Origin of the sequence: Enterobacter huaxiensis, assembly GCF_003594935.2 — a bacterium.
Lineage (GTDB): Bacteria > Pseudomonadota > Gammaproteobacteria > Enterobacterales > Enterobacteriaceae > Enterobacter > Enterobacter huaxiensis.
The window spans coordinates 413,469-434,133 of the sequence record NZ_CP043342.1; the positions used below are offsets into that span (position 1 = coordinate 413,469).

A 20,665-nucleotide genomic window follows, 5' to 3' on the forward strand; every position below is an offset into this window, starting at 1 on the left:
GTACGTCACTCATTTACGTTTAATGCTGGGGTGAGAGTCCCCAGGCCCTGGAGATATGGATGAAATCACTGTTCAAAGTAACGCTGCTGGCGACCACGATGGCTGTCGCATTCAATGCGCCACTGTCTTTCGCAGCTGACACCGCTGCGAAGCCTGCTGCGACTGCAGACAGCAAAGCGGCGTTCAAAAATGACGACCAGAAATCCGCCTACGCACTTGGCGCATCTCTGGGTCGTTACATGGAAAACTCTCTGAAAGAACAAGAGAAGCTGGGCATTAAACTGGACAAGGCTCAGCTGATCGCGGGTGTTCAGGATGCATTTGCTGACAAGAGCAAGCTGACTGACCAGGAAATCGAACAGACTCTGCAGGCGTTTGAAGCGCGTGTGAAAGGCGCTGCTCAGACCAAGATGGAAGCCGACGCAAAAGATAACGAAGCGAAAGGTAAAGCCTACCGCGATACGTTTGCTAAAGAGAAAGGTGTAAAAACCTCCTCTACCGGCCTGGTGTATAAAGTCGAGAAAGAAGGCACCGGCGACGCGCCTAAAGACAGCGACACCGTTGTGGTTAACTACAAAGGTACGCTGATCGACGGTAAAGAGTTCGACAACTCTTATACCCGCGGTGAGCCTCTCTCCTTCCGTCTGGACGGTGTGATCCCGGGCTGGACCGAAGGTCTGAAAAACATCAAGAAAGGCGGCAAGATCAAGCTGGTCATTCCACCAGATCTGGCTTACGGCAAAACCGGCGTTCCGGGTATCCCTGCGAACTCTACTCTGGTCTTCGACGTAGAACTGCTGGATATCAAACCGGCACCGAAAGCGGATGCGAAACCAGAAGCACCGGCTGACGATAAAGCCGCAGCAGCGAAGAAGTAATGTCACAGAAACCGCCGCCTTTAAGGCGGCGGTTTTTTTTATTGTGGGGCAGATATAATTAACACTGGAAAGCGTTATACACGCTGTATTAATTTAGTTGTCCGTGTAGATAATGAGCCTGCCCTGAAAACCTAACGACAGGCTCCTGAAAAGGAGTGTTTTTTTCATGTCCAGGTCGCTTTTAACCAACGAAACCAGTGAGCTTGATTTGCTGGATCAACGTCCCTTTGACCAGACCGACTTCGATATCCTGAAATCCTACGAAGCGGTGGTGGACGGGTTAGCGATGCTCATTGGCTCCCACTGCGAAATCGTATTGCACTCCCTGCAAGATCTGAAGTGTTCCGCCATCCGCATTGCTAATGGTGAGCATACCGGCCGTAAAATTGGTTCGCCAATCACCGACCTTGCATTGCGTATGTTGCATGACATGACCGGCGCGGACAGCAGCGTCTCAAAATGTTATTTCACCCGCGCTAAAAGCGGCGTGCTGATGAAATCAGAAACAATCGCTATTCGAAACCGTGACCATCGTGTCATCGGTTTGCTGTGCATCAACATGAACCTTGATGTGCCGTTCTCACAAATCATGAGTACCTTTATTCCTCCAGAAACGCCTGATGTAGGCTCTTCTGTGAATTTTGCCTCCTCTGTTGAAGACCTGGTGACCCAGACGCTTGAGTTCACCATTGAAGAGGTGAATGCCGATCGCAACGTATCCAACAACGCCAAGAATCGTCAGATCGTGCTGAACCTCTACGAGAAAGGGATTTTTGATATCAAAGACGCTATCAACCAGGTCGCCGATCGACTGAACATCTCCAAGCACACGGTCTACCTTTACATTCGTCAGTTCAAAAGCGGCGATTTCCTGGGGCAAGACAAGTAATGCGTTTTGCATTAATGGTGACAGGCCCGGCGTATGGAACTCAGCAGGCCAGCAGTGCGCTGCAGTTTGCGCAGGCGCTGCTTAACGCCGGACATGAACTGGCTAGCGTCTTCTTCTATCGGGAAGGGGTGTATAACGCGAACCGGTTTACATCACCGGCAAGCGATGAATTTGACCTGGTGCGTGCCTGGCAGGCGTTAAATGAACAGCATGGCGTTGAGCTGCATATCTGCGTGGCGGCGGCGCTGCGCCGCGGTGTGGCTGATACGACCGAAGCAGAACGTCTCGGTTTACCGGGGGCAAACCTTCAGCCGGGGTTTTCGTTAAGTGGCCTGGGCGCACTGGCGCAGGCTGCGCTTACCTGCGACAGAGTGGTGCAATTCTGATGAAGCGTGTGGCGTTTGTTTTCACCTCCGCTCCTCACGGCAGCGCCTCCGGTAGAGAAGGGCTAGATGCGTTACTGGCGACATCGGCATTAAGCGAGGATATCGGCGTTTTCTTTTTAGGGGATGGTGTGTTCCAGCTGCTGGCGGGCCAACGGCCGCAGGCTATTCTTGCGCGCGATTACATCGCGACCTTTAAAGTACTGCCGCTCTACGATATTGAAACCTTCTACGTTTGCGCCGACTCGCTCACTGCACGTGGGCTACATGATAAGACGTCATTCGTGCTGGATGTGACGATCCTTGCCTCCGGTGCGTTGCGCGAACAACTTTCTCACTACGATACTGTTCTGACTTTCTGAGGCTGTCATGCTCCATACCTTGAGCCATTCACCCTGGCAATGTGATATCGACGCGCTAATGAGTATGCTGCGCGAAGGTGACGATCTGCTGCTGATTCAGGACGGTGTGGCGGCTGCACTGGAAGGCAGTCGTTTCGTTGAAATTCTCAACAGTGCCCCCATATCTCTCTCTGCGCTGAAAGACGATCTTGATGCGCGAGGTCTTACTGGTCAAATTTCATCCAAAATTAACGTGGTTGGCTATACTGATTTCGTTAATCTAACGGTAAAGCACTCCAGTCAAATGAACTGGTGATCCGAGATCGCTGTATATTTCTTGACACCTTTTCGACGTGGCCCTAAAATTTCGCGTCCTCATATTGTATGAGGTCGATTTATTACGTGTTTACGAAGCAAAAGCTAAAACCAGGAGCTATTTAATGGCAACAGTTAACCAGCTGGTACGCAAACCACGCGCTCGCAAAGTTGCAAAAAGCAACGTGCCTGCGCTGGAAGCCTGCCCGCAGAAACGTGGCGTATGTACTCGTGTATATACCACCACTCCTAAGAAACCAAACTCCGCACTGCGTAAAGTATGCCGTGTGCGTTTGACTAACGGTTTTGAAGTGACTTCCTACATCGGTGGTGAAGGTCACAACCTGCAGGAACACTCCGTGATCCTGATCCGTGGCGGTCGTGTTAAAGACCTTCCGGGTGTTCGTTACCACACCGTCCGCGGTGCGCTCGACTGCTCTGGTGTTAAAGACCGTAAGCAGGCTCGCTCCAAGTACGGCGTGAAGCGTCCTAAGGCTTAATGGTTCTCCGTTAAGTAAGGCCAAACTGATTTACCTTAATGTCACACTAAACTCTTTGAGTTTTGGACAATCCTGAATTAACAACGGAGTATTCCCATGCCACGTCGTCGCGTCATTGGTCAGCGTAAAATCCTTCCAGATCCGAAATTCGGATCAGAACTGCTGGCAAAATTTGTAAATATCCTGATGGTAGATGGTAAAAAATCTACTGCAGAAGCAATCGTATACAGCGCGCTTGAGACCCTGGCTCAGCGTTCTGGTAAAAATGAACTGGAAGCTTTCGAAGTCGCTCTCGACAACGTTCGCCCAACTGTAGAAGTTAAGTCCCGCCGCGTTGGTGGTTCTACTTATCAGGTTCCAGTTGAAGTTCGTCCGGTTCGTCGTAATGCTCTGGCAATGCGTTGGATCGTTGAAGCTGCTCGTAAACGCGGTGATAAATCCATGGCTCTGCGTCTGGCGAACGAACTTTCTGATGCTGCAGACAACAAAGGTACTGCAGTTAAGAAACGTGAAGACGTTCACCGTATGGCAGAAGCCAACAAGGCGTTCGCACACTACCGTTGGTAATCCCTTCGGAGTCATAGTCACCAGGCGGGCGCTTCAGAGAAGCCGCCCGCTCTGGGTTACTTAACTGAACGCCTAAAGAAACAAACGAGGAATCAAATGGCTCGTACAACACCCATCGCACGCTACCGTAACATCGGTATCAGTGCGCACATCGACGCCGGTAAAACCACTACTACCGAACGTATTCTGTTCTACACCGGTGTAAACCATAAAATCGGTGAAGTTCATGACGGCGCAGCTACCATGGACTGGATGGAACAGGAGCAGGAGCGTGGTATTACTATCACCTCCGCAGCGACTACTGCATTCTGGTCAGGTATGGCTAAGCAGTACGAACCGCATCGCGTAAACATCATCGACACCCCAGGCCACGTTGACTTCACCATCGAAGTAGAACGTTCCATGCGTGTTCTTGACGGTGCGGTAATGGTTTACTGCGCAGTTGGTGGTGTTCAGCCACAGTCTGAAACCGTATGGCGTCAGGCTAACAAATATAAAGTTCCACGCATCGCGTTCGTTAACAAAATGGACCGTATGGGTGCTAACTTCCTGAAAGTTGTTGGTCAGATCAAATCCCGTCTGGGCGCGAACCCTGTTCCGCTGCAGCTGGCAATTGGTGCTGAAGAAGGTTTCACCGGCGTTATCGACCTGGTGAAAATGAAAGCCATCAACTGGAACGAAGAAGACGCAGGCGTTACCTTCGTTTACGAAGATATCCCAGCTGAGATGCAGGACCTGGCTGACGAATGGCACCAGAACCTGATCGAATCCGCAGCGGAAGCTTCGGAAGAGCTGATGGAGAAATACCTGGGTGGTGAAGAACTGACTGAAGAAGAGATCAAAAAAGCTCTGCGTCAGCGCGTTCTGAACAACGAAATCATCCTGGTAACCTGTGGTTCTGCGTTCAAGAACAAAGGTGTTCAGGCGATGCTGGATGCGGTAATTGATTACCTGCCATCCCCGGTTGACGTTCCTGCGATCAACGGCATCCTGGACGACGGTAAAGATACCCCGGCTGAGCGTCACGCAAGTGATGAAGAGCCGTTCTCTGCACTGGCGTTCAAAATTGCTACCGACCCATTCGTGGGTAACCTGACCTTCTTCCGCGTTTACTCTGGTGTGGTTAACTCCGGTGACACCATCCTGAACTCCGTGAAAGCGGCGCGTGAGCGTTTTGGCCGTATCGTACAGATGCACGCTAACAAACGTGAAGAGATCAAAGAAGTTCGTGCGGGCGACATCGCTGCAGCAATCGGTCTGAAAGACGTGACCACTGGTGACACCCTGTGTGACCAGGACCACCCGATCATTCTGGAGCGTATGGAATTCCCAGAGCCGGTAATCTCCATCGCTGTTGAACCAAAAACCAAAGCTGACCAGGAAAAAATGGGTCTGGCTCTGGGTCGTCTGGCGAAAGAGGATCCATCATTCCGCGTATGGACTGATGAAGAATCTAACCAGACCATCATCGCTGGTATGGGTGAACTGCACCTGGACATCATCGTTGACCGTATGAAGCGTGAATTCAACGTTGAAGCTAACGTGGGTAAACCTCAGGTTGCTTACCGCGAAGCGATTCGTGCGAAAGTTACCGATGTTGAAGGTAAACACGCTAAGCAGTCTGGTGGTCGCGGTCAGTACGGTCACGTTGTGATCGACATGTACCCACTGGAGCCGGGCTCTAACCCTAAAGGTTACGAGTTCATCAACGACATCAAAGGTGGTGTAATTCCTGGCGAATACATCCCTGCTGTTGATAAAGGCATCCAGGAGCAGCTGAAAGCTGGTCCTCTGGCTGGTTATCCGGTTGTTGACATGGGTGTTCGTCTGCACTTCGGTTCTTACCACGACGTTGACTCCTCTGAACTGGCGTTTAAACTGGCTGCGTCTCTTGCCTTTAAAGAAGGCTTTAAGAAAGCAAAACCAGTTCTGCTTGAGCCAATCATGAAGGTTGAAGTAGAAACTCCTGAAGAGAACACCGGTGACGTTATCGGTGACTTGAGCCGTCGTCGCGGCATGCTGCGCGGTCAGGAATCCGAAGTAACTGGCGTTAAGATCCACGCTGAAGTTCCGCTGTCTGAAATGTTCGGATATGCAACTCAGCTGCGTTCTCTGACCAAAGGTCGTGCATCATACACTATGGAATTCCTGAAGTATGATGATGCGCCAAACAACGTTGCTCAGGCCGTTATCGAAGCCCGTGGTAAGTAATCCACAGGATTAAAACCTAAGTCCCGTGCTCTCTCCGAAGGGGAGAGCACTATAGTAAGGAATATAGCCGTGTCTAAAGAAAAATTTGAACGTACAAAACCGCACGTCAACGTTGGTACTATCGGCCACGTTGACCATGGTAAAACTACCCTGACCGCTGCAATCACTACCGTACTGGCTAAAACCTACGGTGGTTCTGCTCGTGCATTCGACCAGATCGATAACGCGCCAGAAGAAAAAGCTCGTGGTATCACCATCAACACTTCTCACGTTGAATATGACACCCCGACTCGCCACTACGCACACGTAGACTGCCCAGGCCACGCCGACTATGTTAAAAACATGATCACCGGTGCTGCGCAGATGGACGGCGCGATCCTGGTTGTTGCTGCGACTGACGGCCCTATGCCTCAGACTCGTGAGCACATCCTGCTGGGTCGTCAGGTAGGCGTTCCTTACATCATCGTGTTCCTGAACAAATGCGACATGGTTGATGACGAAGAGCTGCTGGAACTGGTAGAGATGGAAGTTCGTGAACTGCTGTCTCAGTACGATTTCCCAGGCGATGACACTCCAATCATCCGTGGTTCTGCTCTGAAAGCGCTGGAAGGCGAAGCAGAGTGGGAAGCGAAGATTGTTGAGCTGGCTGGCTTCCTGGATTCTTACATCCCAGAACCAGAGCGTGCGATTGACAAGCCATTCCTGCTGCCAATCGAAGACGTATTCTCCATCTCCGGTCGTGGTACCGTTGTTACCGGTCGTGTAGAGCGCGGTATCGTTAAAGTTGGCGAAGAAGTTGAAATCGTTGGTATCAAAGAGACTGTTAAGTCTACCTGTACTGGCGTTGAAATGTTCCGCAAACTGCTGGACGAAGGCCGTGCTGGTGAGAACGTTGGTGTTCTGCTGCGTGGTATCAAACGTGAAGAAATCGAACGTGGTCAGGTTCTGGCGAAGCCAGGCTCAATCAAGCCACACACCAAGTTCGAATCTGAAGTTTATATCCTGTCCAAAGACGAAGGCGGCCGTCATACTCCGTTCTTCAAAGGCTACCGTCCACAGTTCTACTTCCGTACGACTGACGTGACCGGTACCATCGAACTGCCAGAAGGCGTTGAGATGGTAATGCCAGGCGACAACATCAAAATGGTTGTTACCCTGATCCACCCAATCGCAATGGACGATGGTCTGCGCTTCGCAATCCGCGAAGGCGGCCGTACCGTTGGCGCGGGTGTTGTTGCTAAAGTTCTGGGTTAAGTTATTATCCCCGAATAAAAAAGGACGCTTCGGCGTCCTTTTTGTTATCTGTACATTCTGAACTCGTCACAAATGTACGAATTTTTTGTCTGCTCCCGCCACGTATTCTGACGCTTGTGCTATTGTAATCATAACCATTCTCACTTACACTTTGCGCATATTTTGAACGGGAGTGCGTATGTACGTTTGTTTATGTAATGGTGTGAGTGACAAAAAAATTCGTCAGGCCGTTCGCCAGTTCCAGCCACAGTCCTTCCAGCAGCTTCGCAAGTTTATTCCAGTGGGAAATCAATGCGGTAAGTGTGTTCGCGCAGCGCGTGAGATAATGCAGGACGAATTGATGCAGATCCCGGAATTCAAAGAGATCGCGTAAGCGCCTATCTTTTTTTTGACATCCCTGTAGCCCGATCTACGCTTCAATGAGTGGAAGCGGAGGGACTATATAATGAAAGGTGATGTTAAAATCATAAGTTATCTCAATAAATTATTGGGAAATGAGCTTGTCGCAATCAATCAGTATTTTCTCCATGCAAGAATGTTCAAAAACTGGGGACTGACTCGCCTCAACGATGTCGAATACCATGAGTCCATCGATGAGATGAAACACGCCGATAAATACATCGAGCGTATTTTATTCCTTGAAGGCATCCCCAACCTGCAGGATCTCGGTAAACTTGGCATCGGCGAAGATGTTGAAGAGATGCTACGTTCCGACCTGGCGCTAGAACTTGATGGCGCGAAAGATCTTCGTGAAGCCATTGCTTATGCCGACAGCGTCCATGACTACGTCAGCCGCGATATGATGATCCAGATATTGGCTGATGAGGAAGGACACATCGACTGGCTGGAAACCGAGCTGGACCTCATCAGTAAAATTGGCCTGCAAAACTACCTTCAGTCGCAGATTAAAGTGGAAAGTTAATCAGGTTTTGCCAGCCAACGCATAAACCCGCTGCCGCCAGAAATGGCCCAAAAGGCAGTGGGTTTTTTAATGTCCGTTTATCAGGGTTGAGCAAGGGCAGGATAAGCGCGCACAGAAGCGCCATTAGCGCCGCAACCAGGGCCAGCATCGGCAGCACGCACCAGCCATACCAGGCGCCCAAAGCACCCAGGTATTTCACATCTCCATAGCCCATTCCTTCATGTCGAAACATTAGCCGATAGCCCCAATAAATCACTGCAAATCCGGTGTAGCCGGCTATCGCCCCAACCACTGCGCTGGCGAGAAAATCAGGACGGAGGCAAAGCTGAAACAGCAAACCAGACCATAGTAGCGGGCAGAGGTATTTATCAGGAAGAATGCCGGACCGGATGTCTTCGCGAATCAGCAAACCAGTCAGACAAAAATAGACCATGAGGAAGGGAAGGTAAGTAAACATGCTGTAAGCCTCGAAAAGGATGTCAGCGTATCCTCTTCGCACTGCATGTCACCGGCAATGGGCTAAGTCAGAGAGTGCGCAGGGAGTTCAGAAGAAGAAGTGCAATGCGAGACATTGCGAGAAATGTTGCGAGGTGCTGCGCACTTCAAACCTTTCACGCCTAATTTCTAAACGGCGCTTGCGTCTGGCCCAGATTTACGTATAATGCGCGGGCTTGTCGTAATTGACGGCTGGTTCAATCTGAACCTGAGCGACGCATTTTGTTGCTTAACAATGCTCCCAATAGGGGGGCTACGTAAGAACGGTTACACTCTCCCATCAATCGTAATGGGTTTGAGTAGTGATCATTTTCGTTTATAAAATAATTGGAGCTCTGGTCTCATGCAGAACCAAAGAATCCGTATCCGCCTGAAAGCGTTTGATCATCGTCTGATCGATCAATCAACCGCGGAAATCGTCGAGACTGCTAAGCGCACTGGTGCGCAAGTCCGTGGTCCGATCCCGCTGCCGACCCGCAAAGAGCGCTTTACCGTTCTGATCTCCCCGCACGTTAACAAAGACGCGCGTGATCAGTATGAAATTCGCACTCACAAGCGTCTGGTTGACATCGTTGAGCCAACTGAGAAAACCGTTGATGCTCTGATGCGTCTGGATCTGGCTGCCGGTGTAGACGTGCAGATCAGCCTGGGTTGATCAGGTCATCGAGCGATTGAGAGGTTGATACAATGATTGGTTTAGTCGGTAAAAAAGTGGGTATGACCCGCATCTTCACTGAAGATGGCGTCTCTATCCCAGTAACCGTAATCGAAGTTGAAGCAAACCGCGTTACTCAGATCAAAGATCTGGCTAACGATGGCTACCGCGCTGTTCAGGTGACCACTGGTGCTAAAAAAGCTAACCGTGTAACCAAACCTGAAGCGGGTCACTTCGCTAAAGCTGGCGTTGAAGCTGGCCGTGGTCTGTGGGAATTCCGTCTTGCTGAAGGCGAAGAGTTCACCGTAGGTCAGGACATTAGCGTTGAGCTGTTTGCTGACGTTAAAAAAGTTGACGTAACCGGTACCTCTAAAGGTAAAGGTTTTGCTGGTACCGTTAAGCGCTGGAACTTCCGTACCCAAGACGCTACTCACGGTAACTCCTTGTCTCACCGCGTTCCGGGTTCTATCGGTCAGAACCAGACTCCGGGCAAAGTGTTCAAAGGCAAGAAAATGGCAGGTCAGCTGGGTAACGAACGTGTGACCGTTCAGAGCCTGGACGTAGTACGTGTTGACGCTGAGCGCAACCTGCTGCTGGTGAAAGGTGCAGTTCCGGGTGCAACCGGTAGCGACCTGATCGTTAAACCAGCTGTGAAGGCGTAAGGGGATAGCAATGGAATTAGTATTGAAAGACGCGCAGAGCGCGCTGACTGTTTCCGAAACTACCTTCGGTCGTGATTTCAACGAAGCGCTGGTTCACCAGGTTGTTGTTGCTTATGCAGCTGGTGCTCGTCAGGGTACTCGTGCTCAGAAGACTCGTGCTGAAGTAACTGGTTCTGGCAAAAAGCCATGGCGCCAGAAAGGTACCGGCCGTGCGCGTTCAGGTTCTATCAAGAGCCCGATCTGGCGTTCAGGTGGCGTGACCTTCGCTGCGCGTCCACAGGACCACAGTCAAAAAGTTAACAAAAAGATGTACCGCGGCGCGCTGAAAAGCATTCTGTCCGAACTGGTACGTCAGGATCGTCTGATCGTTGTCGAATCATTCTCTGTTGAAGCGCCTAAAACTAAGCTGCTGGCACAGAAACTGAAAGACATGGCTCTGGAAGATGTGCTGATCATCACCGGTGAGCTGGACGAAAACCTGTTCCTGGCCGCACGTAACCTGCATAAGGTTGACGTACGCGATGCGACTGGTATTGACCCGGTTAGCCTGATCGCCTTCGACAAAGTCGTAATGACTGCTGATGCTGTTAAGCAAGTTGAGGAGATGCTGGCATGATTCGTGAAGAACGTCTGCTGAAGGTGCTTCGTGCACCGCACGTTTCTGAAAAAGCGTCTGCTGCGATGGAAAAAACTAACACCATCGTTCTCAAAGTTGCTAAAGACGCGACCAAAGCAGAGATCAAAGCTGCTGTGCAGAAACTGTTTGAAGTCGAAGTCGAAGTCGTTAACACCCTGGTAGTTAAAGGGAAAGTTAAACGTCAAGGACAGCGTATCGGTCGTCGTAGCGACTGGAAAAAAGCTTACGTCACCCTGAAGGAAGGCCAGAATCTGGACTTCGTTGGCGGCGCTGAGTAAGTCGGAGGAGTAATACAATGGCAGTTGTTAAATGTAAACCGACATCTCCGGGTCGTCGCCACGTAGTTAAAGTGGTTAACCCTGAGCTGCACAAGGGCAAACCTTTTGCTCCGTTGCTGGAAAAAAACAGCAAATCCGGTGGTCGTAACAACAATGGCCGTATCACCACTCGTCACATCGGTGGTGGCCACAAGCAGGCTTATCGTATTGTTGACTTCAAACGCAACAAAGACGGTATCCCAGCAGTTGTTGAGCGTCTTGAGTACGATCCGAACCGTTCCGCGAACATCGCGCTGGTTCTGTACAAAGATGGCGAACGCCGTTACATCCTGGCCCCTAAAGGCCTGAAAGCTGGCGACCAGATTCAGTCTGGCGTTGATGCTGCAATCAAAGCAGGTAACACCCTGCCGATGCGCAATATCCCGGTTGGTTCTACCGTTCATAACGTAGAAATGAAACCAGGTAAAGGCGGTCAGCTGGCACGTTCCGCTGGTACTTACGTTCAGATCGTTGCTCGTGACGGTGCTTATGTCACCCTGCGTCTGCGTTCTGGTGAAATGCGTAAAGTCGAAGCAGACTGCCGCGCTACTCTGGGCGAAGTTGGCAATGCTGAGCATATGCTGCGCGTTCTGGGTAAAGCAGGTGCTGCACGCTGGCGTGGTATTCGTCCTACCGTTCGCGGTACTGCGATGAACCCAGTCGATCACCCACATGGTGGTGGTGAAGGTCGTAACTTTGGTAAGCACCCGGTATCTCCGTGGGGCGTTCAGACCAAAGGTAAGAAGACCCGCAGCAACAAGCGTACTGATAAATTTATCGTACGTCGCCGTAGCAAATAATTTTAGAGGATAAGCCATGCCACGTTCTCTCAAGAAAGGTCCTTTTATTGACCTGCACTTGCTGAAGAAGGTAGAGAAAGCGGTGGAAAGCGGAGACAAGAAGCCCCTGCGCACTTGGTCCCGTCGTTCAACGATCTTTCCTAACATGATCGGTTTGACCATCGCTGTCCATAATGGTCGTCAGCACGTTCCAGTCTTTGTAACCGACGAAATGGTTGGTCACAAACTGGGTGAATTCGCACCGACTCGTACTTATCGCGGCCACGCTGCTGATAAAAAAGCGAAGAAGAAATAAGGTAGGAGGAAGAGATGGAAACTTTAGCTCAACATCGCCATGCTCGTTCTTCTGCTCAGAAGGTTCGCCTTGTTGCTGACCTGATTCGCGGTAAGAAAGTGTCGCAGGCCCTGGACATCCTGACCTATACCAACAAGAAAGCTGCGGTATTGGTCAAGAAAGTACTGGAATCTGCCATTGCTAATGCTGAACACAACGATGGCGCTGACATCGACGATCTGAAAGTTGCGAAAATTTTCGTAGATGAAGGCCCAAGCATGAAGCGCATTATGCCGCGTGCGAAAGGTCGTGCAGATCGCATCCTGAAGCGCACCAGCCACATTACTGTGGTTGTGTCCGATCGCTGAGACTCTGGAGACTAGCAATGGGTCAGAAAGTACATCCTAATGGTATTCGCCTGGGTATTGTAAAACCATGGAACTCAACCTGGTTTGCGAACACCAAAGAATTCGCTGACAACCTGGACAGCGATTTTAAAGTACGTCAGTACCTGACTAAGGAACTGGCTAAAGCGTCTGTATCTCGTATCGTTATCGAGCGTCCAGCTAAGAGCATCCGTGTGACTATTCACACTGCTCGTCCTGGCATCGTGATCGGTAAGAAAGGCGAAGACGTAGAAAAACTGCGCAAGGTCGTAGCGGATATCGCTGGCGTTCCTGCACAGATCAATATCGCTGAAGTTCGTAAGCCTGAACTGGACGCTAAATTGGTTGCTGACAGCATCACTTCACAGCTGGAACGTCGCGTTATGTTCCGTCGTGCTATGAAGCGTGCTGTACAGAACGCAATGCGTCTGGGCGCTAAAGGTATCAAAGTTGAAGTTAGCGGCCGTCTGGGCGGCGCGGAAATCGCACGTACCGAATGGTACCGCGAAGGTCGCGTACCGCTGCACACTCTGCGTGCTGACATTGACTACAACACCTCTGAAGCGCACACCACTTACGGTGTAATCGGCGTTAAGGTATGGATCTTCAAAGGTGAGATCCTGGGTGGTATGGCTGCTGTTGAACAACCGGAAAAACCGGCTGCGCAACCTAAAAAGCAGCAGCGTAAAGGCCGTAAATAAGGAGCGTCGCTGATGTTACAACCAAAGCGTACAAAATTCCGTAAAGTGCACAAAGGCCGCAACCGTGGTCTGGCGCAGGGTACGGATGTTAGCTTCGGCACTTTCGGTCTGAAAGCTGTTGGCCGTGGTCGTCTGACTGCACGTCAGATCGAAGCAGCACGTCGTGCAATGACCCGTGCAGTTAAGCGTCAAGGTAAGATCTGGATCCGTGTATTCCCGGACAAACCGATCACCGAGAAGCCACTGGAAGTTCGTATGGGTAAAGGTAAAGGTAACGTGGAGTACTGGGTTGCCTTGATCCAACCGGGCAAAGTCCTTTATGAAATGGACGGTGTTCCGGAAGAGCTGGCCCGTGAAGCCTTCGGCCTGGCAGCAGCGAAACTGCCTATCAAAACCACCTTTGTAACTAAGACGGTGATGTAATGAAAGCAAATGAGCTGCGTGAAAAAAGCGTTGAAGAACTGAACGCTGAGCTGCTGAACCTGCTGCGTGAGCAGTTCAACCTGCGTATGCAGGCTGCCAGTGGCCAGCTGCAACAGACTCACCTGCTGAAGCAAGTGCGTCGTAATGTTGCACGCGTTAAGACTTTACTGACTCAGAAGGCGGGTGCGTAATGACCGATAAAATCCGTACTCTGCAAGGTCGTGTTGTTAGCGACAAAATGGAGAAATCCATTGTTGTAGCTATCGAACGTATTGTGAAACACCCGATCTACGGTAAATTCATCAAGCGTACGACCAAACTGCACGTACATGACGAGAACAACGAATGTGGTATCGGCGACAAGGTTGAAATCCGTGAATGCCGTCCACTGTCCAAGACTAAGTCCTGGACGCTGGTTCGCGTTGTAGAGAAAGCGGTTCTGTAATAGAGTACGCATTCTCAATACGAATAAACGGCTCAGCGATGAGCCGTTTATTTTTTCTACCCATATTGCAGAAGCGGTGTTATAATGCCGCGCCCTCGATATGGGGCTTTTTAACGGCTCTGATTTTAGAGTCTCAGGTAGTAGTTGACATTAGCGGAGCACTGAAATGATCCAAGAACAGACTATGCTGAACGTCGCCGACAACTCCGGTGCACGTCGCGTAATGTGTATCAAGGTTCTGGGTGGCTCGCACCGTCGCTACGCAGGCGTAGGCGACATCATCAAGATCACCATCAAAGAAGCAATTCCACGTGGTAAGGTCAAAAAAGGTGATGTGCTGAAAGCGGTAGTGGTGCGCACCAGGAAGGGTGTTCGTCGCCCTGACGGTTCTGTCATTCGCTTCGATGGTAATGCATGCGTTATTTTAAACAATAACAGCGAGCAGCCTATCGGCACGCGTATCTTTGGGCCGGTAACTCGTGAACTTCGTACTGAAAAGTTCATGAAAATTATCTCTCTGGCACCAGAAGTACTCTAAGGAGCGAATCATGGCAGCGAAAATCCGTCGTGATGACGAAGTTATCGTGTTAACCGGTAAAGATAAAGGTAAACGCGGTAAAGTAAAAAATGTTCTGTCTTCCGGCAAACTCGTCGTTGAAGGTATCAACCTGGTTAAGAAACATCAGAAGCCGGTTCCGGCCCTGAACCAACCAGGCGGCATCGTTGAAAAAGAAGCTGCTATTCAGGTTTCTAACGTTGCAATCTTCAATGCGGCTACCGGCAAGGCTGACCGTGTAGGCTTTAGATTCGAAGACGGCAAAAAAGTCCGTTTCTTCAAGTCTAACAGCGAAACTATCAAGTAATTTGGAGTAGTACGATGGCGAAACTGCATGATTACTACAAAGACGAAGTAGTTAACAAACTCATGACTGAGTTTAACTACAATTCTGTCATGCAAGTCCCTCGGGTCGAGAAGATCACCCTGAACATGGGTGTTGGTGAAGCGATCGCTGACAAGAAACTGCTGGATAACGCAGCAGCTGACCTGACAGCAATCTCCGGTCAAAAGCCGTTGATCACCAAAGCACGCAAATCAGTTGCAGGCTTCAAAATCCGTCAGGGCTATCCGATCGGCTGTAAAGTAACTCTGCGTGGCGAACGCATGTGGGAGTTCTTTGAGCGTCTGATCACTATTGCTGTTCCACGTATCCGTGACTTCCGTGGCTTGTCCGCTAAGTCTTTCGACGGTCGTGGTAACTACAGCATGGGTGTCCGTGAGCAGATCATCTTCCCAGAAATCGACTACGATAAAGTCGACCGCGTGCGTGGTTTGGATATTACCATTACCACTACTGCGAAATCTGACGAAGAAGGCCGTGCTCTGCTGGCTGCCTTTGACTTCCCGTTCCGCAAGTAAGGTAGGGTTACTGAATGGCTAAGCAATCAATGAAAGCACGCGAAGTAAAGCGCGTAGCTTTAGCTGATAAATTCTTCGCTAAACGCGCTGAACTGAAAGCGATCATTTCTGATGTGAACGCTTCCGACGAAGATCGTTGGAATGCGGTTCTCAAGCTGCAGTCTCTGCCGCGTGATTCCAGCCCGTCTCGTCAGCGTAACCGCTGTCGTCAAACAGGTCGTCCACATGGTTATGTGGGCAAGTTTGGGTTGAGCCGTATCAAACTGCGTGAAGCCGCCATGCGCGGTGAAGTACCAGGCTTGAAAAAGGCTAGCTGGTAATTACCAATTGAATCACGGGAGTAAAGACAGATGAGCATGCAAGATCCGATCGCGGATATGCTGACCCGTATCCGTAACGGTCAGGCCGCGAACAAAGTTGCGGTCACCATGCCTTCCGCCAAGCTGAAAGTGGCAATTGCCAACGTGCTGAAGGAAGAAGGTTTTATCGAAGATTTTAAAGTTGAAGGCGACACCAAGCCGGAACTGGAACTTACTCTCAAGTATTTCCAGGGTAAAGCTGTTGTAGAAAGCATTCAGCGTGTCAGCCGCCCAGGCCTGCGCATCTATAAGAAAAAAGATGAGCTGCCAAAAGTTATGGCTGGTCTTGGTATCGCAGTTGTTTCTACCTCTAAAGGTGTTATGACTGATCGTGCAGCGCGCCAAGCTGGTCTTGGTGGCGAAATTATCTGCTACGTAGCCTAATCGGAGGAAAGAATGTCTCGTGTTGCTAAAGCACCGGTCGTCATTCCTGCCGGCGTTGATGTAAAAATCGACGGTCAGGTTATTACGATCAAAGGTAAAAACGGCGAGCTGACTCGTACCCTCAACAATGCTGTTGAAGTTAAACATGCAGATAATGCTCTGACCTTCGGTCCACGTGATGGTTTCGTGGATGGATGGGCTCAGGCTGGTACCGCGCGTGCCCTGCTGAACTCAATGGTTGTTGGTGTTACCGAAGGCTTCACTAAAAAGCTTCAGCTGGTTGGTGTAGGTTATCGTGCAGCGATCAAAGGGAATGCAGTAGGCCTGTCTCTGGGCTTCTCACACCCTGTTGAGCATCCGCTGCCGGCCGGTATCACTGCAGAATGTCCGACTCAAACTGAAATCGTGCTGAAAGGCGCTGATAAACAGCTGATCGGTCAGGTTGCAGCAGATCTGCGCGCCTACCGTCGTCCTGAGCCTTATAAAGGCAAGGGTGTTCGTTACGCCGACGAAGTCGTGCGTACCAAAGAGGCTAAGAAGAAGTAAGGTAACACTATGGATAAGAAATCTGCTCGTATCCGTCGTGCGACCCGCGCACGCCGCAAGCTCAAAGAGCTGGGTGCAACTCGCCTGGTGGTACATCGTACCCCGCGTCATATTTACGCACAGGTAATTGCACCGAACGGTTCTGAAGTTCTGGTAGCTGCTTCTACTGTAGAAAAAGCTATCTCAGAACAATTGAAGTACACCGGTAACAAAGACGCCGCTGCAGCTGTAGGTAAAGCTGTTGCTGAACGCGCTCTGGAAAAAGGCATCAGCAATGTTTCCTTTGACCGTTCCGGGTTCCAATATCATGGTCGTGTCCAGGCACTGGCAGATGCTGCCCGTGAAGCTGGCCTTCAGTTCTAAGGTAGAGGTGTAAGATGGCTCACATCGAAAAACAGGCTGGCGAACTGCAGGAAAAGCTGATCGCGGTTAACCGCGTATCTAAAACCGTAAAAGGTGGTCGTATTTTCTCCTTCACAGCTCTGACTGTAGTTGGCGATGGTAACGGTCGCGTTGGTTTTGGTTACGGTAAAGCGCGTGAAGTTCCAGCAGCGATCCAGAAAGCGATGGAAAAAGCCCGTCGCAATATGATTAACGTCGCGCTGAACAACGGCACCCTGCAACACCCAGTTAAAGGTGTTCACACGGGTTCTCGTGTATTCATGCAGCCAGCTTCAGAAGGTACCGGTATTATTGCCGGTGGTGCAATGCGCGCCGTTCTGGAAGTTGCTGGAGTTCATAACGTTCTGGCTAAAGCATATGGTTCCACCAACCCGATTAACGTGGTTCGTGCAACTATTGATGGCCTGGAAAATATGAATTCTCCAGAAATGGTCGCTGCCAAGCGTGGTAAATCCGTTGAAGAAATTCTGGGGTAATTGACCATGGCAAAGACTATTAAAATCACTCAAACCCGCAGTGCAATCGGTCGTCTGCCGAAACACAAGGCAACGCTGCTTGGCCTGGGTCTGCGTCGTATTGGTCATACCGTTGAGCGCGAGGATACTCCCGCTGTTCGTGGTATGGTCAACGCGGTTTACTTCATGGTTAAAGTTGAGGAGTAAGAGATGCGTTTAAATACTCTGTCTCCGGCCGAAGGCTCTAAAAAGGCGGGTAAACGCCTGGGTCGTGGTATCGGTTCTGGCCTCGGTAAAACCGGTGGTCGTGGTCACAAAGGTCAGAACTCTCGTTCTGGCGGTGGCGTACGTCGCGGTTTCGAGGGTGGTCAGATGCCACTGTACCGTCGTCTGCCGAAGTTCGGCTTCACCTCTCGCAAAGCAGCGATCACAGCGGAAATCCGTCTGTCTGACCTGGCGAAAGTTGAAGGCGGCGTTGTAGACCTGAACACGCTGAAAGCAGCAAACATTATCGGAATCCAGATCGAGTTCGCGAAAGTGATCCTGGCTGGTGAAGTTTCTACTCCGGTAACTGTTCGTGGCCTGCGTGTTACTAAAGGTGCTCGTGCTGCTATCGAAGCTGCTGGCGGTAAAATTGAGGAATAAGTAGCAGATGGCTAAGCAACCGGGATTAGATTTTCAAAGTGCCAAAGGTGGATTTGGCGAGCTGAAACGCAGACTGCTGTTTGTTATCGGCGCGCTGATTGTGTTCCGTGTTGGCTCTTTTATTCCGATCCCTGGTATCGATGCCGCTGTACTTGCCAAACTGCTTGAGCAACAGCGAGGCACCATCATTGAAATGTTCAACATGTTCTCTGGTGGTGCTCTCAGCCGTGCTTCAATCTTTGCACTGGGTATTATGCCGTACATTTCGGCATCTATTATCATCCAGCTGCTGACGGTCGTTCATCCGGCCCTGGCAGAGCTGAAGAAAGAAGGGGAGTCTGGACGTCGTAAGATAAGCCAGTACACCCGTTACGGCACTCTGGTGCTGGCAATATTCCAGTCGATCGGTATTGCTACCGGTCTTCCGAATATGCCTGGTATGCAGGGCCTGGTGTTAAACCCGGGCTTTGCATTCTATTTCACCGCTGTTGTAAGTCTGGTCACAGGGACCATGTTCCTGATGTGGCTCGGCGAACAGATTACTGAGCGAGGTATCGGTAACGGTATCTCAATCATTATCTTCGCCGGTATTGTTGCGGGCCTCCCGCCAGCCATCGCCCATACTATCGAGCAAGCGCGTCAAGGCGACCTGCACTTCCTCCTGTTGCTGTTGGTTGCAGTATTAGTATTTGCAGTGACGTTCTTTGTTGTCTTCGTTGAACGTGGTCAACGCCGCATTGTGGTGAACTACGCTAAACGTCAGCAGGGTCGTCGTGTCTATGCTGCACAGAGCACACATTTACCGCTGAAAGTGAACATGGCGGGGGTTATCCCGGCTATCTTCGCTTCCAGTATTATTCTGTTCCCAGCGACCATCGCGTCATGGTTCGGGGGCGGGACTGGTTGGAACTGGCTGACAACAATTTCGCTGTATTTGCAGCCTGGGCAACCACTTTATGTGTTACTCTATGCGTCTGCGATCATCTTCTTCTGTTTCTTCTACACGGCGTTGGTCTTCAACCCGCGTGAAACAGCAGATAACCTGAAGAAGTCCGGTGCATTTGTACCAGGAATTCGTCCGGGAGAGCAAACGGCGAAGTATATCGATAAAGTAATGACTCGCCTGACTTTGGTTGGTGCGCTTTATATTACTTTTATCTGCCTGATCCCGGAGTTCATGCGTGATGCGATGAAAGTGCCGTTCTACTTCGGTGGAACCTCGCTGCTTATCGTTGTTGTCGTGATTATGGACTTTATGGCTCAAGTGCAAACTCTGATGATGTCCAGTCAGTATGAGTCTGCATTGAAGAAGGCGAACCTGAAAGGCTACGGCCGCTAAATGGTCGTCTGAGAAGTTACGGAGAGTAAAAATGAAAGTTCGTGCTTCCGTCAAGAAATTATGCCGTAACTGCAAAATCGTTAAGCGTGATGGTGTCATCCGTGTGATTTGCAGTGCCGAGCCGAAGCATAAACAGCGCCAAGGCTGATTATTTCGCATATTTTTCTTGCAAAGTTGGGTTGAGCTGGCTAGATTAGCCAGCCAATCTTTTGTATGTCTGTACGTTTCCATTTGAGTATCCTGAAAACGGGCTTTTCAGCATGGTGCGTACATATTAAATAGTAGGAGTGCATAGTGGCCCGTATAGCAGGCATTAACATTCCTGATCAGAAACATGCCGTGATCGCATTAACTTCGATCTACGGCGTCGGCAAGACCCGTTCCAAAGCCATTCTGGCTGCAGCGGGTATCGCTGAAGATGTTAAGATCAGTGAGCTGTCTGAAGAACAAATCGACACGCTGCGTGACGAAGTTGCCAAATTTGTCGTTGAAGGTGATCTGCGCCGTGAAATCAGCATGAGCATCAAGCGCCTGATGGATCTTGGTTGCTATCGCGGTTTGCGTCATCGTCGTGGTCTGCCAGTGCGCGGTCAGCGTACGAAGACCAACGCACGTACCCGTAAGGGTCCGCGCAAACCGATCAAGAAATAATCGGGGTGATTGAATAATGGCAAAGGCACCAGTTCGTGCACGTAAACGTGTAAGAAAACAAGTCTCTGACGGCGTGGCTCATATCCATGCTTCTTTCAACAACACCATCGTTACTATTACTGATCGTCAGGGTAACGCTTTGGGTTGGGCAACAGCCGGTGGTTCCGGTTTCCGTGGTTCTCGCAAATCTACTCCGTTCGCAGCTCAGGTTGCAGCAGAGCGTTGCGCTGAAGCCGTAAAAGAATACGGCATCAAGAATCTGGAAGTTATGGTTAAAGGTCCGGGTCCGGGTCGTGAATCTACTGTTCGCGCTCTGAACGCCGCTGGTTTCCGCATCACGAATATTACTGATGTGACTCCGATCCCTCATAACGGTTGTCGTCCGCCGAAAAAACGTCGCGTATAACGCTCC

The 20,665-nt window shown here is 50.4% G+C and carries 37 protein-coding genes; 36 read left to right on the forward strand and 1 reads right to left on the reverse strand.

The window, feature by feature from the left end; translation table 11 throughout:
* Positions 1-59 precede the first annotated feature (59 nt).
* The 11 genes from fkpA (at position 60) to bfr (ending at position 8,260) form a co-directional block, all read left to right on the forward strand.
* Positions 60-878: an FKBP-type peptidyl-prolyl cis-trans isomerase gene (fkpA, locus tag D5067_RS01930; RefSeq protein WP_119937640.1), complete on the forward strand. Its 819-nt coding sequence runs from the start codon at positions 60-62 to the stop codon at positions 876-878.
* Positions 879-1,044: 166 nt separating this feature from the next.
* A complete protein-coding gene (locus D5067_RS01935) occupies positions 1,045-1,767 on the forward strand; it encodes a helix-turn-helix transcriptional regulator (protein WP_023333674.1) in 723 nt (240 codons plus the stop codon).
* Positions 1,767-2,153, forward strand: a complete 387-nt coding sequence (tusD, locus tag D5067_RS01940; protein WP_119937641.1) for a sulfurtransferase complex subunit TusD — start codon at positions 1,767-1,769, stop codon at positions 2,151-2,153. Before D5067_RS01935 ends, tusD begins: the two co-directional genes overlap by 1 nt.
* A complete protein-coding gene (tusC, locus tag D5067_RS01945; RefSeq protein ID WP_119937642.1) occupies positions 2,153-2,512 on the forward strand; it encodes a sulfurtransferase complex subunit TusC in 360 nt (119 codons plus the stop codon). The genes tusD and tusC overlap by 1 nt, the downstream gene beginning before the upstream one ends.
* Positions 2,513-2,519: 7 nt before the next feature.
* Complete coding sequence (gene tusB / locus D5067_RS01950; protein WP_119937643.1) at positions 2,520-2,807, forward strand: sulfurtransferase complex subunit TusB; 288 nt, start codon at positions 2,520-2,522, stop codon at positions 2,805-2,807.
* A gap of 124 nt (positions 2,808-2,931) precedes the next feature.
* The gene (rpsL, locus tag D5067_RS01955) at positions 2,932-3,306 is read left to right on the forward strand and encodes a 30S ribosomal protein S12 (protein ID WP_000246815.1); all 375 of its coding nucleotides are present in this window, start codon (positions 2,932-2,934) and stop codon (positions 3,304-3,306) included.
* A gap of 96 nt (positions 3,307-3,402) precedes the next feature.
* On the forward strand, positions 3,403-3,873 hold the full coding sequence (gene rpsG, locus D5067_RS01960; RefSeq protein ID WP_004106370.1) for a 30S ribosomal protein S7: 471 nt from the start codon (positions 3,403-3,405) through the stop codon (positions 3,871-3,873).
* Positions 3,874-3,969: 96 nt separating this feature from the next.
* Entirely contained in the window at positions 3,970-6,084 is a 2,115-nt protein-coding gene (fusA, locus tag D5067_RS01965) for an elongation factor G (protein ID WP_119937644.1), read from the forward strand.
* A 69-nt stretch (positions 6,085-6,153) separates the two neighbouring features.
* Positions 6,154-7,338, forward strand: a complete 1,185-nt coding sequence (tuf, locus tag D5067_RS01970; protein WP_243544814.1) for an elongation factor Tu — start codon at positions 6,154-6,156, stop codon at positions 7,336-7,338.
* Positions 7,339-7,516: 178 nt separating this feature from the next.
* Positions 7,517-7,711, forward strand: coding sequence for a bacterioferritin-associated ferredoxin (gene bfd / locus D5067_RS01975; protein ID WP_101738389.1), 195 nt, complete (start codon positions 7,517-7,519; stop codon positions 7,709-7,711).
* A gap of 72 nt (positions 7,712-7,783) precedes the next feature.
* A complete protein-coding gene (gene bfr, locus D5067_RS01980) occupies positions 7,784-8,260 on the forward strand; it encodes a bacterioferritin (RefSeq protein WP_119938531.1) in 477 nt (158 codons plus the stop codon).
* On the opposite strand, the gene D5067_RS01985 is transcribed toward bfr, so the two are convergent.
* Complete coding sequence (locus tag D5067_RS01985) at positions 8,244-8,717, reverse strand: prepilin peptidase (RefSeq protein ID WP_119938530.1); 474 nt, start codon at positions 8,715-8,717, stop codon at positions 8,244-8,246. The two genes, bfr and D5067_RS01985, sit on opposite strands and share 17 nt — an antisense overlap.
* Positions 8,718-9,098: 381 nt before the next feature.
* Between D5067_RS01985 and rpsJ the strand changes: the two genes are divergently transcribed.
* From rpsJ to rpsK, 25 genes are all read left to right on the forward strand, one after another.
* Positions 9,099-9,410 carry a 30S ribosomal protein S10 gene (gene rpsJ / locus D5067_RS01990; protein WP_001181005.1) on the forward strand — a complete coding sequence of 104 codons (312 nt, stop codon included), beginning with the start codon at positions 9,099-9,101 and terminating at the stop codon, positions 9,408-9,410.
* Positions 9,411-9,442: 32 nt separating this feature from the next.
* Positions 9,443-10,072: a 50S ribosomal protein L3 gene (gene rplC, locus D5067_RS01995; protein ID WP_042714858.1), complete on the forward strand. Its 630-nt coding sequence runs from the start codon at positions 9,443-9,445 to the stop codon at positions 10,070-10,072.
* Between the two features lie 10 nt (positions 10,073-10,082).
* Positions 10,083-10,688 carry a 50S ribosomal protein L4 gene (gene rplD / locus D5067_RS02000; RefSeq protein WP_003031119.1) on the forward strand — a complete coding sequence of 202 codons (606 nt, stop codon included), beginning with the start codon at positions 10,083-10,085 and terminating at the stop codon, positions 10,686-10,688.
* Positions 10,685-10,987, forward strand: coding sequence for a 50S ribosomal protein L23 (gene rplW / locus D5067_RS02005; protein WP_097164996.1), 303 nt, complete (start codon positions 10,685-10,687; stop codon positions 10,985-10,987). Before rplD ends, rplW begins: the two co-directional genes overlap by 4 nt.
* A 17-nt stretch (positions 10,988-11,004) precedes the next feature.
* Entirely contained in the window at positions 11,005-11,826 is an 822-nt protein-coding gene (gene rplB, locus D5067_RS02010; protein WP_119938529.1) for a 50S ribosomal protein L2, read from the forward strand.
* 16 nt (positions 11,827-11,842) lie between these two features.
* Positions 11,843-12,121 (forward strand): 30S ribosomal protein S19, encoded by a 279-nt coding sequence (gene rpsS / locus D5067_RS02015; protein ID WP_001138117.1) that lies wholly within the window; start codon positions 11,843-11,845, stop codon positions 12,119-12,121.
* Positions 12,122-12,135: 14 nt separating this feature from the next.
* Positions 12,136-12,468, forward strand: coding sequence for a 50S ribosomal protein L22 (gene rplV, locus D5067_RS02020; protein WP_002919773.1), 333 nt, complete (start codon positions 12,136-12,138; stop codon positions 12,466-12,468).
* 17 nt (positions 12,469-12,485) lie between these two features.
* Entirely contained in the window at positions 12,486-13,187 is a 702-nt protein-coding gene (gene rpsC / locus D5067_RS02025) for a 30S ribosomal protein S3 (protein ID WP_000529945.1), read from the forward strand.
* 12 nt (positions 13,188-13,199) lie between these two features.
* The gene (rplP, locus tag D5067_RS02030; protein ID WP_002919759.1) at positions 13,200-13,610 is read left to right on the forward strand and encodes a 50S ribosomal protein L16; all 411 of its coding nucleotides are present in this window, start codon (positions 13,200-13,202) and stop codon (positions 13,608-13,610) included.
* Positions 13,610-13,801, forward strand: coding sequence for a 50S ribosomal protein L29 (gene rpmC / locus D5067_RS02035; protein ID WP_006817276.1), 192 nt, complete (start codon positions 13,610-13,612; stop codon positions 13,799-13,801). The genes rplP and rpmC overlap by 1 nt, the downstream gene beginning before the upstream one ends.
* Entirely contained in the window at positions 13,801-14,055 is a 255-nt protein-coding gene (gene rpsQ, locus D5067_RS02040; protein WP_008503489.1) for a 30S ribosomal protein S17, read from the forward strand. Before rpmC ends, rpsQ begins: the two co-directional genes overlap by 1 nt.
* A gap of 166 nt (positions 14,056-14,221) precedes the next feature.
* Positions 14,222-14,593, forward strand: coding sequence for a 50S ribosomal protein L14 (rplN, locus tag D5067_RS02045; protein ID WP_004160583.1), 372 nt, complete (start codon positions 14,222-14,224; stop codon positions 14,591-14,593).
* A 10-nt stretch (positions 14,594-14,603) separates the two neighbouring features.
* Positions 14,604-14,918, forward strand: coding sequence for a 50S ribosomal protein L24 (gene rplX, locus D5067_RS02050; protein WP_003863287.1), 315 nt, complete (start codon positions 14,604-14,606; stop codon positions 14,916-14,918).
* Positions 14,919-14,932: 14 nt separating this feature from the next.
* Complete coding sequence (gene rplE / locus D5067_RS02055; protein WP_001096206.1) at positions 14,933-15,472, forward strand: 50S ribosomal protein L5; 540 nt, start codon at positions 14,933-14,935, stop codon at positions 15,470-15,472.
* Positions 15,473-15,486: 14 nt separating this feature from the next.
* Positions 15,487-15,792, forward strand: coding sequence for a 30S ribosomal protein S14 (gene rpsN, locus D5067_RS02060; protein ID WP_003863291.1), 306 nt, complete (start codon positions 15,487-15,489; stop codon positions 15,790-15,792).
* Between the two features lie 30 nt (positions 15,793-15,822).
* A complete protein-coding gene (gene rpsH / locus D5067_RS02065; protein ID WP_006178918.1) occupies positions 15,823-16,215 on the forward strand; it encodes a 30S ribosomal protein S8 in 393 nt (130 codons plus the stop codon).
* Positions 16,216-16,227: 12 nt separating this feature from the next.
* Complete coding sequence (rplF, locus tag D5067_RS02070) at positions 16,228-16,761, forward strand: 50S ribosomal protein L6 (RefSeq protein WP_006178917.1); 534 nt, start codon at positions 16,228-16,230, stop codon at positions 16,759-16,761.
* 9 nt (positions 16,762-16,770) lie between these two features.
* Positions 16,771-17,124, forward strand: a complete 354-nt coding sequence (gene rplR, locus D5067_RS02075; protein WP_003863297.1) for a 50S ribosomal protein L18 — start codon at positions 16,771-16,773, stop codon at positions 17,122-17,124.
* A gap of 14 nt (positions 17,125-17,138) precedes the next feature.
* Positions 17,139-17,639 (forward strand): 30S ribosomal protein S5, encoded by a 501-nt coding sequence (rpsE, locus tag D5067_RS02080; protein WP_003863299.1) that lies wholly within the window; start codon positions 17,139-17,141, stop codon positions 17,637-17,639.
* 6 nt (positions 17,640-17,645) lie between these two features.
* Positions 17,646-17,825, forward strand: coding sequence for a 50S ribosomal protein L30 (gene rpmD / locus D5067_RS02085; RefSeq protein ID WP_003863301.1), 180 nt, complete (start codon positions 17,646-17,648; stop codon positions 17,823-17,825).
* A 3-nt stretch (positions 17,826-17,828) separates the two neighbouring features.
* Positions 17,829-18,263 carry a 50S ribosomal protein L15 gene (gene rplO, locus D5067_RS02090; RefSeq protein ID WP_003863304.1) on the forward strand — a complete coding sequence of 145 codons (435 nt, stop codon included), beginning with the start codon at positions 17,829-17,831 and terminating at the stop codon, positions 18,261-18,263.
* 7 nt (positions 18,264-18,270) lie between these two features.
* A complete protein-coding gene (gene secY, locus D5067_RS02095; protein WP_014171896.1) occupies positions 18,271-19,602 on the forward strand; it encodes a preprotein translocase subunit SecY in 1,332 nt (443 codons plus the stop codon).
* A gap of 31 nt (positions 19,603-19,633) precedes the next feature.
* Positions 19,634-19,750, forward strand: a complete 117-nt coding sequence (gene rpmJ, locus D5067_RS02100; protein ID WP_000868187.1) for a 50S ribosomal protein L36 — start codon at positions 19,634-19,636, stop codon at positions 19,748-19,750.
* Between the two features lie 146 nt (positions 19,751-19,896).
* Positions 19,897-20,253, forward strand: a complete 357-nt coding sequence (gene rpsM, locus D5067_RS02105; protein ID WP_003863308.1) for a 30S ribosomal protein S13 — start codon at positions 19,897-19,899, stop codon at positions 20,251-20,253.
* Between the two features lie 16 nt (positions 20,254-20,269).
* The gene (gene rpsK, locus D5067_RS02110) at positions 20,270-20,659 is read left to right on the forward strand and encodes a 30S ribosomal protein S11 (RefSeq protein ID WP_003863312.1); all 390 of its coding nucleotides are present in this window, start codon (positions 20,270-20,272) and stop codon (positions 20,657-20,659) included.
* Positions 20,660-20,665 lie beyond the last annotated feature (6 nt).

Coding starts and splice junctions, on each gene's coding strand:
- fkpA (WP_119937640.1), top strand. CDS start 60: ATGAAATCACTGTTCAAAGTAACGCTGCTGGCGACCACGATGGCTGTC.
- D5067_RS01935 (WP_023333674.1), top strand. CDS start 1,045: ATGTCCAGGTCGCTTTTAACCAACGAAACCAGTGAGCTTGATTTGCTG.
- tusD (WP_119937641.1), top strand. CDS start 1,767: ATGCGTTTTGCATTAATGGTGACAGGCCCGGCGTATGGAACTCAGCAG.
- tusC (WP_119937642.1), top strand. CDS start 2,153: ATGAAGCGTGTGGCGTTTGTTTTCACCTCCGCTCCTCACGGCAGCGCC.
- tusB (WP_119937643.1), top strand. CDS start 2,520: ATGCTCCATACCTTGAGCCATTCACCCTGGCAATGTGATATCGACGCG.
- rpsL (WP_000246815.1), top strand. CDS start 2,932: ATGGCAACAGTTAACCAGCTGGTACGCAAACCACGCGCTCGCAAAGTT.
- rpsG (WP_004106370.1), top strand. CDS start 3,403: ATGCCACGTCGTCGCGTCATTGGTCAGCGTAAAATCCTTCCAGATCCG.
- fusA (WP_119937644.1), top strand. CDS start 3,970: ATGGCTCGTACAACACCCATCGCACGCTACCGTAACATCGGTATCAGT.
- bfd (WP_101738389.1), top strand. CDS start 7,517: ATGTACGTTTGTTTATGTAATGGTGTGAGTGACAAAAAAATTCGTCAG.
- bfr (WP_119938531.1), top strand. CDS start 7,784: ATGAAAGGTGATGTTAAAATCATAAGTTATCTCAATAAATTATTGGGA.
- D5067_RS01985 (WP_119938530.1), bottom strand. CDS start 8,717: ATGTTTACTTACCTTCCCTTCCTCATGGTCTATTTTTGTCTGACTGGT.
- rpsJ (WP_001181005.1), top strand. CDS start 9,099: ATGCAGAACCAAAGAATCCGTATCCGCCTGAAAGCGTTTGATCATCGT.
- rplC (WP_042714858.1), top strand. CDS start 9,443: ATGATTGGTTTAGTCGGTAAAAAAGTGGGTATGACCCGCATCTTCACT.
- rplD (WP_003031119.1), top strand. CDS start 10,083: ATGGAATTAGTATTGAAAGACGCGCAGAGCGCGCTGACTGTTTCCGAA.
- rplW (WP_097164996.1), top strand. CDS start 10,685: ATGATTCGTGAAGAACGTCTGCTGAAGGTGCTTCGTGCACCGCACGTT.
- rplB (WP_119938529.1), top strand. CDS start 11,005: ATGGCAGTTGTTAAATGTAAACCGACATCTCCGGGTCGTCGCCACGTA.
- rpsS (WP_001138117.1), top strand. CDS start 11,843: ATGCCACGTTCTCTCAAGAAAGGTCCTTTTATTGACCTGCACTTGCTG.
- rplV (WP_002919773.1), top strand. CDS start 12,136: ATGGAAACTTTAGCTCAACATCGCCATGCTCGTTCTTCTGCTCAGAAG.
- rpsC (WP_000529945.1), top strand. CDS start 12,486: ATGGGTCAGAAAGTACATCCTAATGGTATTCGCCTGGGTATTGTAAAA.
- rplP (WP_002919759.1), top strand. CDS start 13,200: ATGTTACAACCAAAGCGTACAAAATTCCGTAAAGTGCACAAAGGCCGC.
- rpmC (WP_006817276.1), top strand. CDS start 13,610: ATGAAAGCAAATGAGCTGCGTGAAAAAAGCGTTGAAGAACTGAACGCT.
- rpsQ (WP_008503489.1), top strand. CDS start 13,801: ATGACCGATAAAATCCGTACTCTGCAAGGTCGTGTTGTTAGCGACAAA.
- rplN (WP_004160583.1), top strand. CDS start 14,222: ATGATCCAAGAACAGACTATGCTGAACGTCGCCGACAACTCCGGTGCA.
- rplX (WP_003863287.1), top strand. CDS start 14,604: ATGGCAGCGAAAATCCGTCGTGATGACGAAGTTATCGTGTTAACCGGT.
- rplE (WP_001096206.1), top strand. CDS start 14,933: ATGGCGAAACTGCATGATTACTACAAAGACGAAGTAGTTAACAAACTC.
- rpsN (WP_003863291.1), top strand. CDS start 15,487: ATGGCTAAGCAATCAATGAAAGCACGCGAAGTAAAGCGCGTAGCTTTA.
- rpsH (WP_006178918.1), top strand. CDS start 15,823: ATGAGCATGCAAGATCCGATCGCGGATATGCTGACCCGTATCCGTAAC.
- rplF (WP_006178917.1), top strand. CDS start 16,228: ATGTCTCGTGTTGCTAAAGCACCGGTCGTCATTCCTGCCGGCGTTGAT.
- rplR (WP_003863297.1), top strand. CDS start 16,771: ATGGATAAGAAATCTGCTCGTATCCGTCGTGCGACCCGCGCACGCCGC.
- rpsE (WP_003863299.1), top strand. CDS start 17,139: ATGGCTCACATCGAAAAACAGGCTGGCGAACTGCAGGAAAAGCTGATC.
- rpmD (WP_003863301.1), top strand. CDS start 17,646: ATGGCAAAGACTATTAAAATCACTCAAACCCGCAGTGCAATCGGTCGT.
- rplO (WP_003863304.1), top strand. CDS start 17,829: ATGCGTTTAAATACTCTGTCTCCGGCCGAAGGCTCTAAAAAGGCGGGT.
- secY (WP_014171896.1), top strand. CDS start 18,271: ATGGCTAAGCAACCGGGATTAGATTTTCAAAGTGCCAAAGGTGGATTT.
- rpmJ (WP_000868187.1), top strand. CDS start 19,634: ATGAAAGTTCGTGCTTCCGTCAAGAAATTATGCCGTAACTGCAAAATC.
- rpsK (WP_003863312.1), top strand. CDS start 20,270: ATGGCAAAGGCACCAGTTCGTGCACGTAAACGTGTAAGAAAACAAGTC.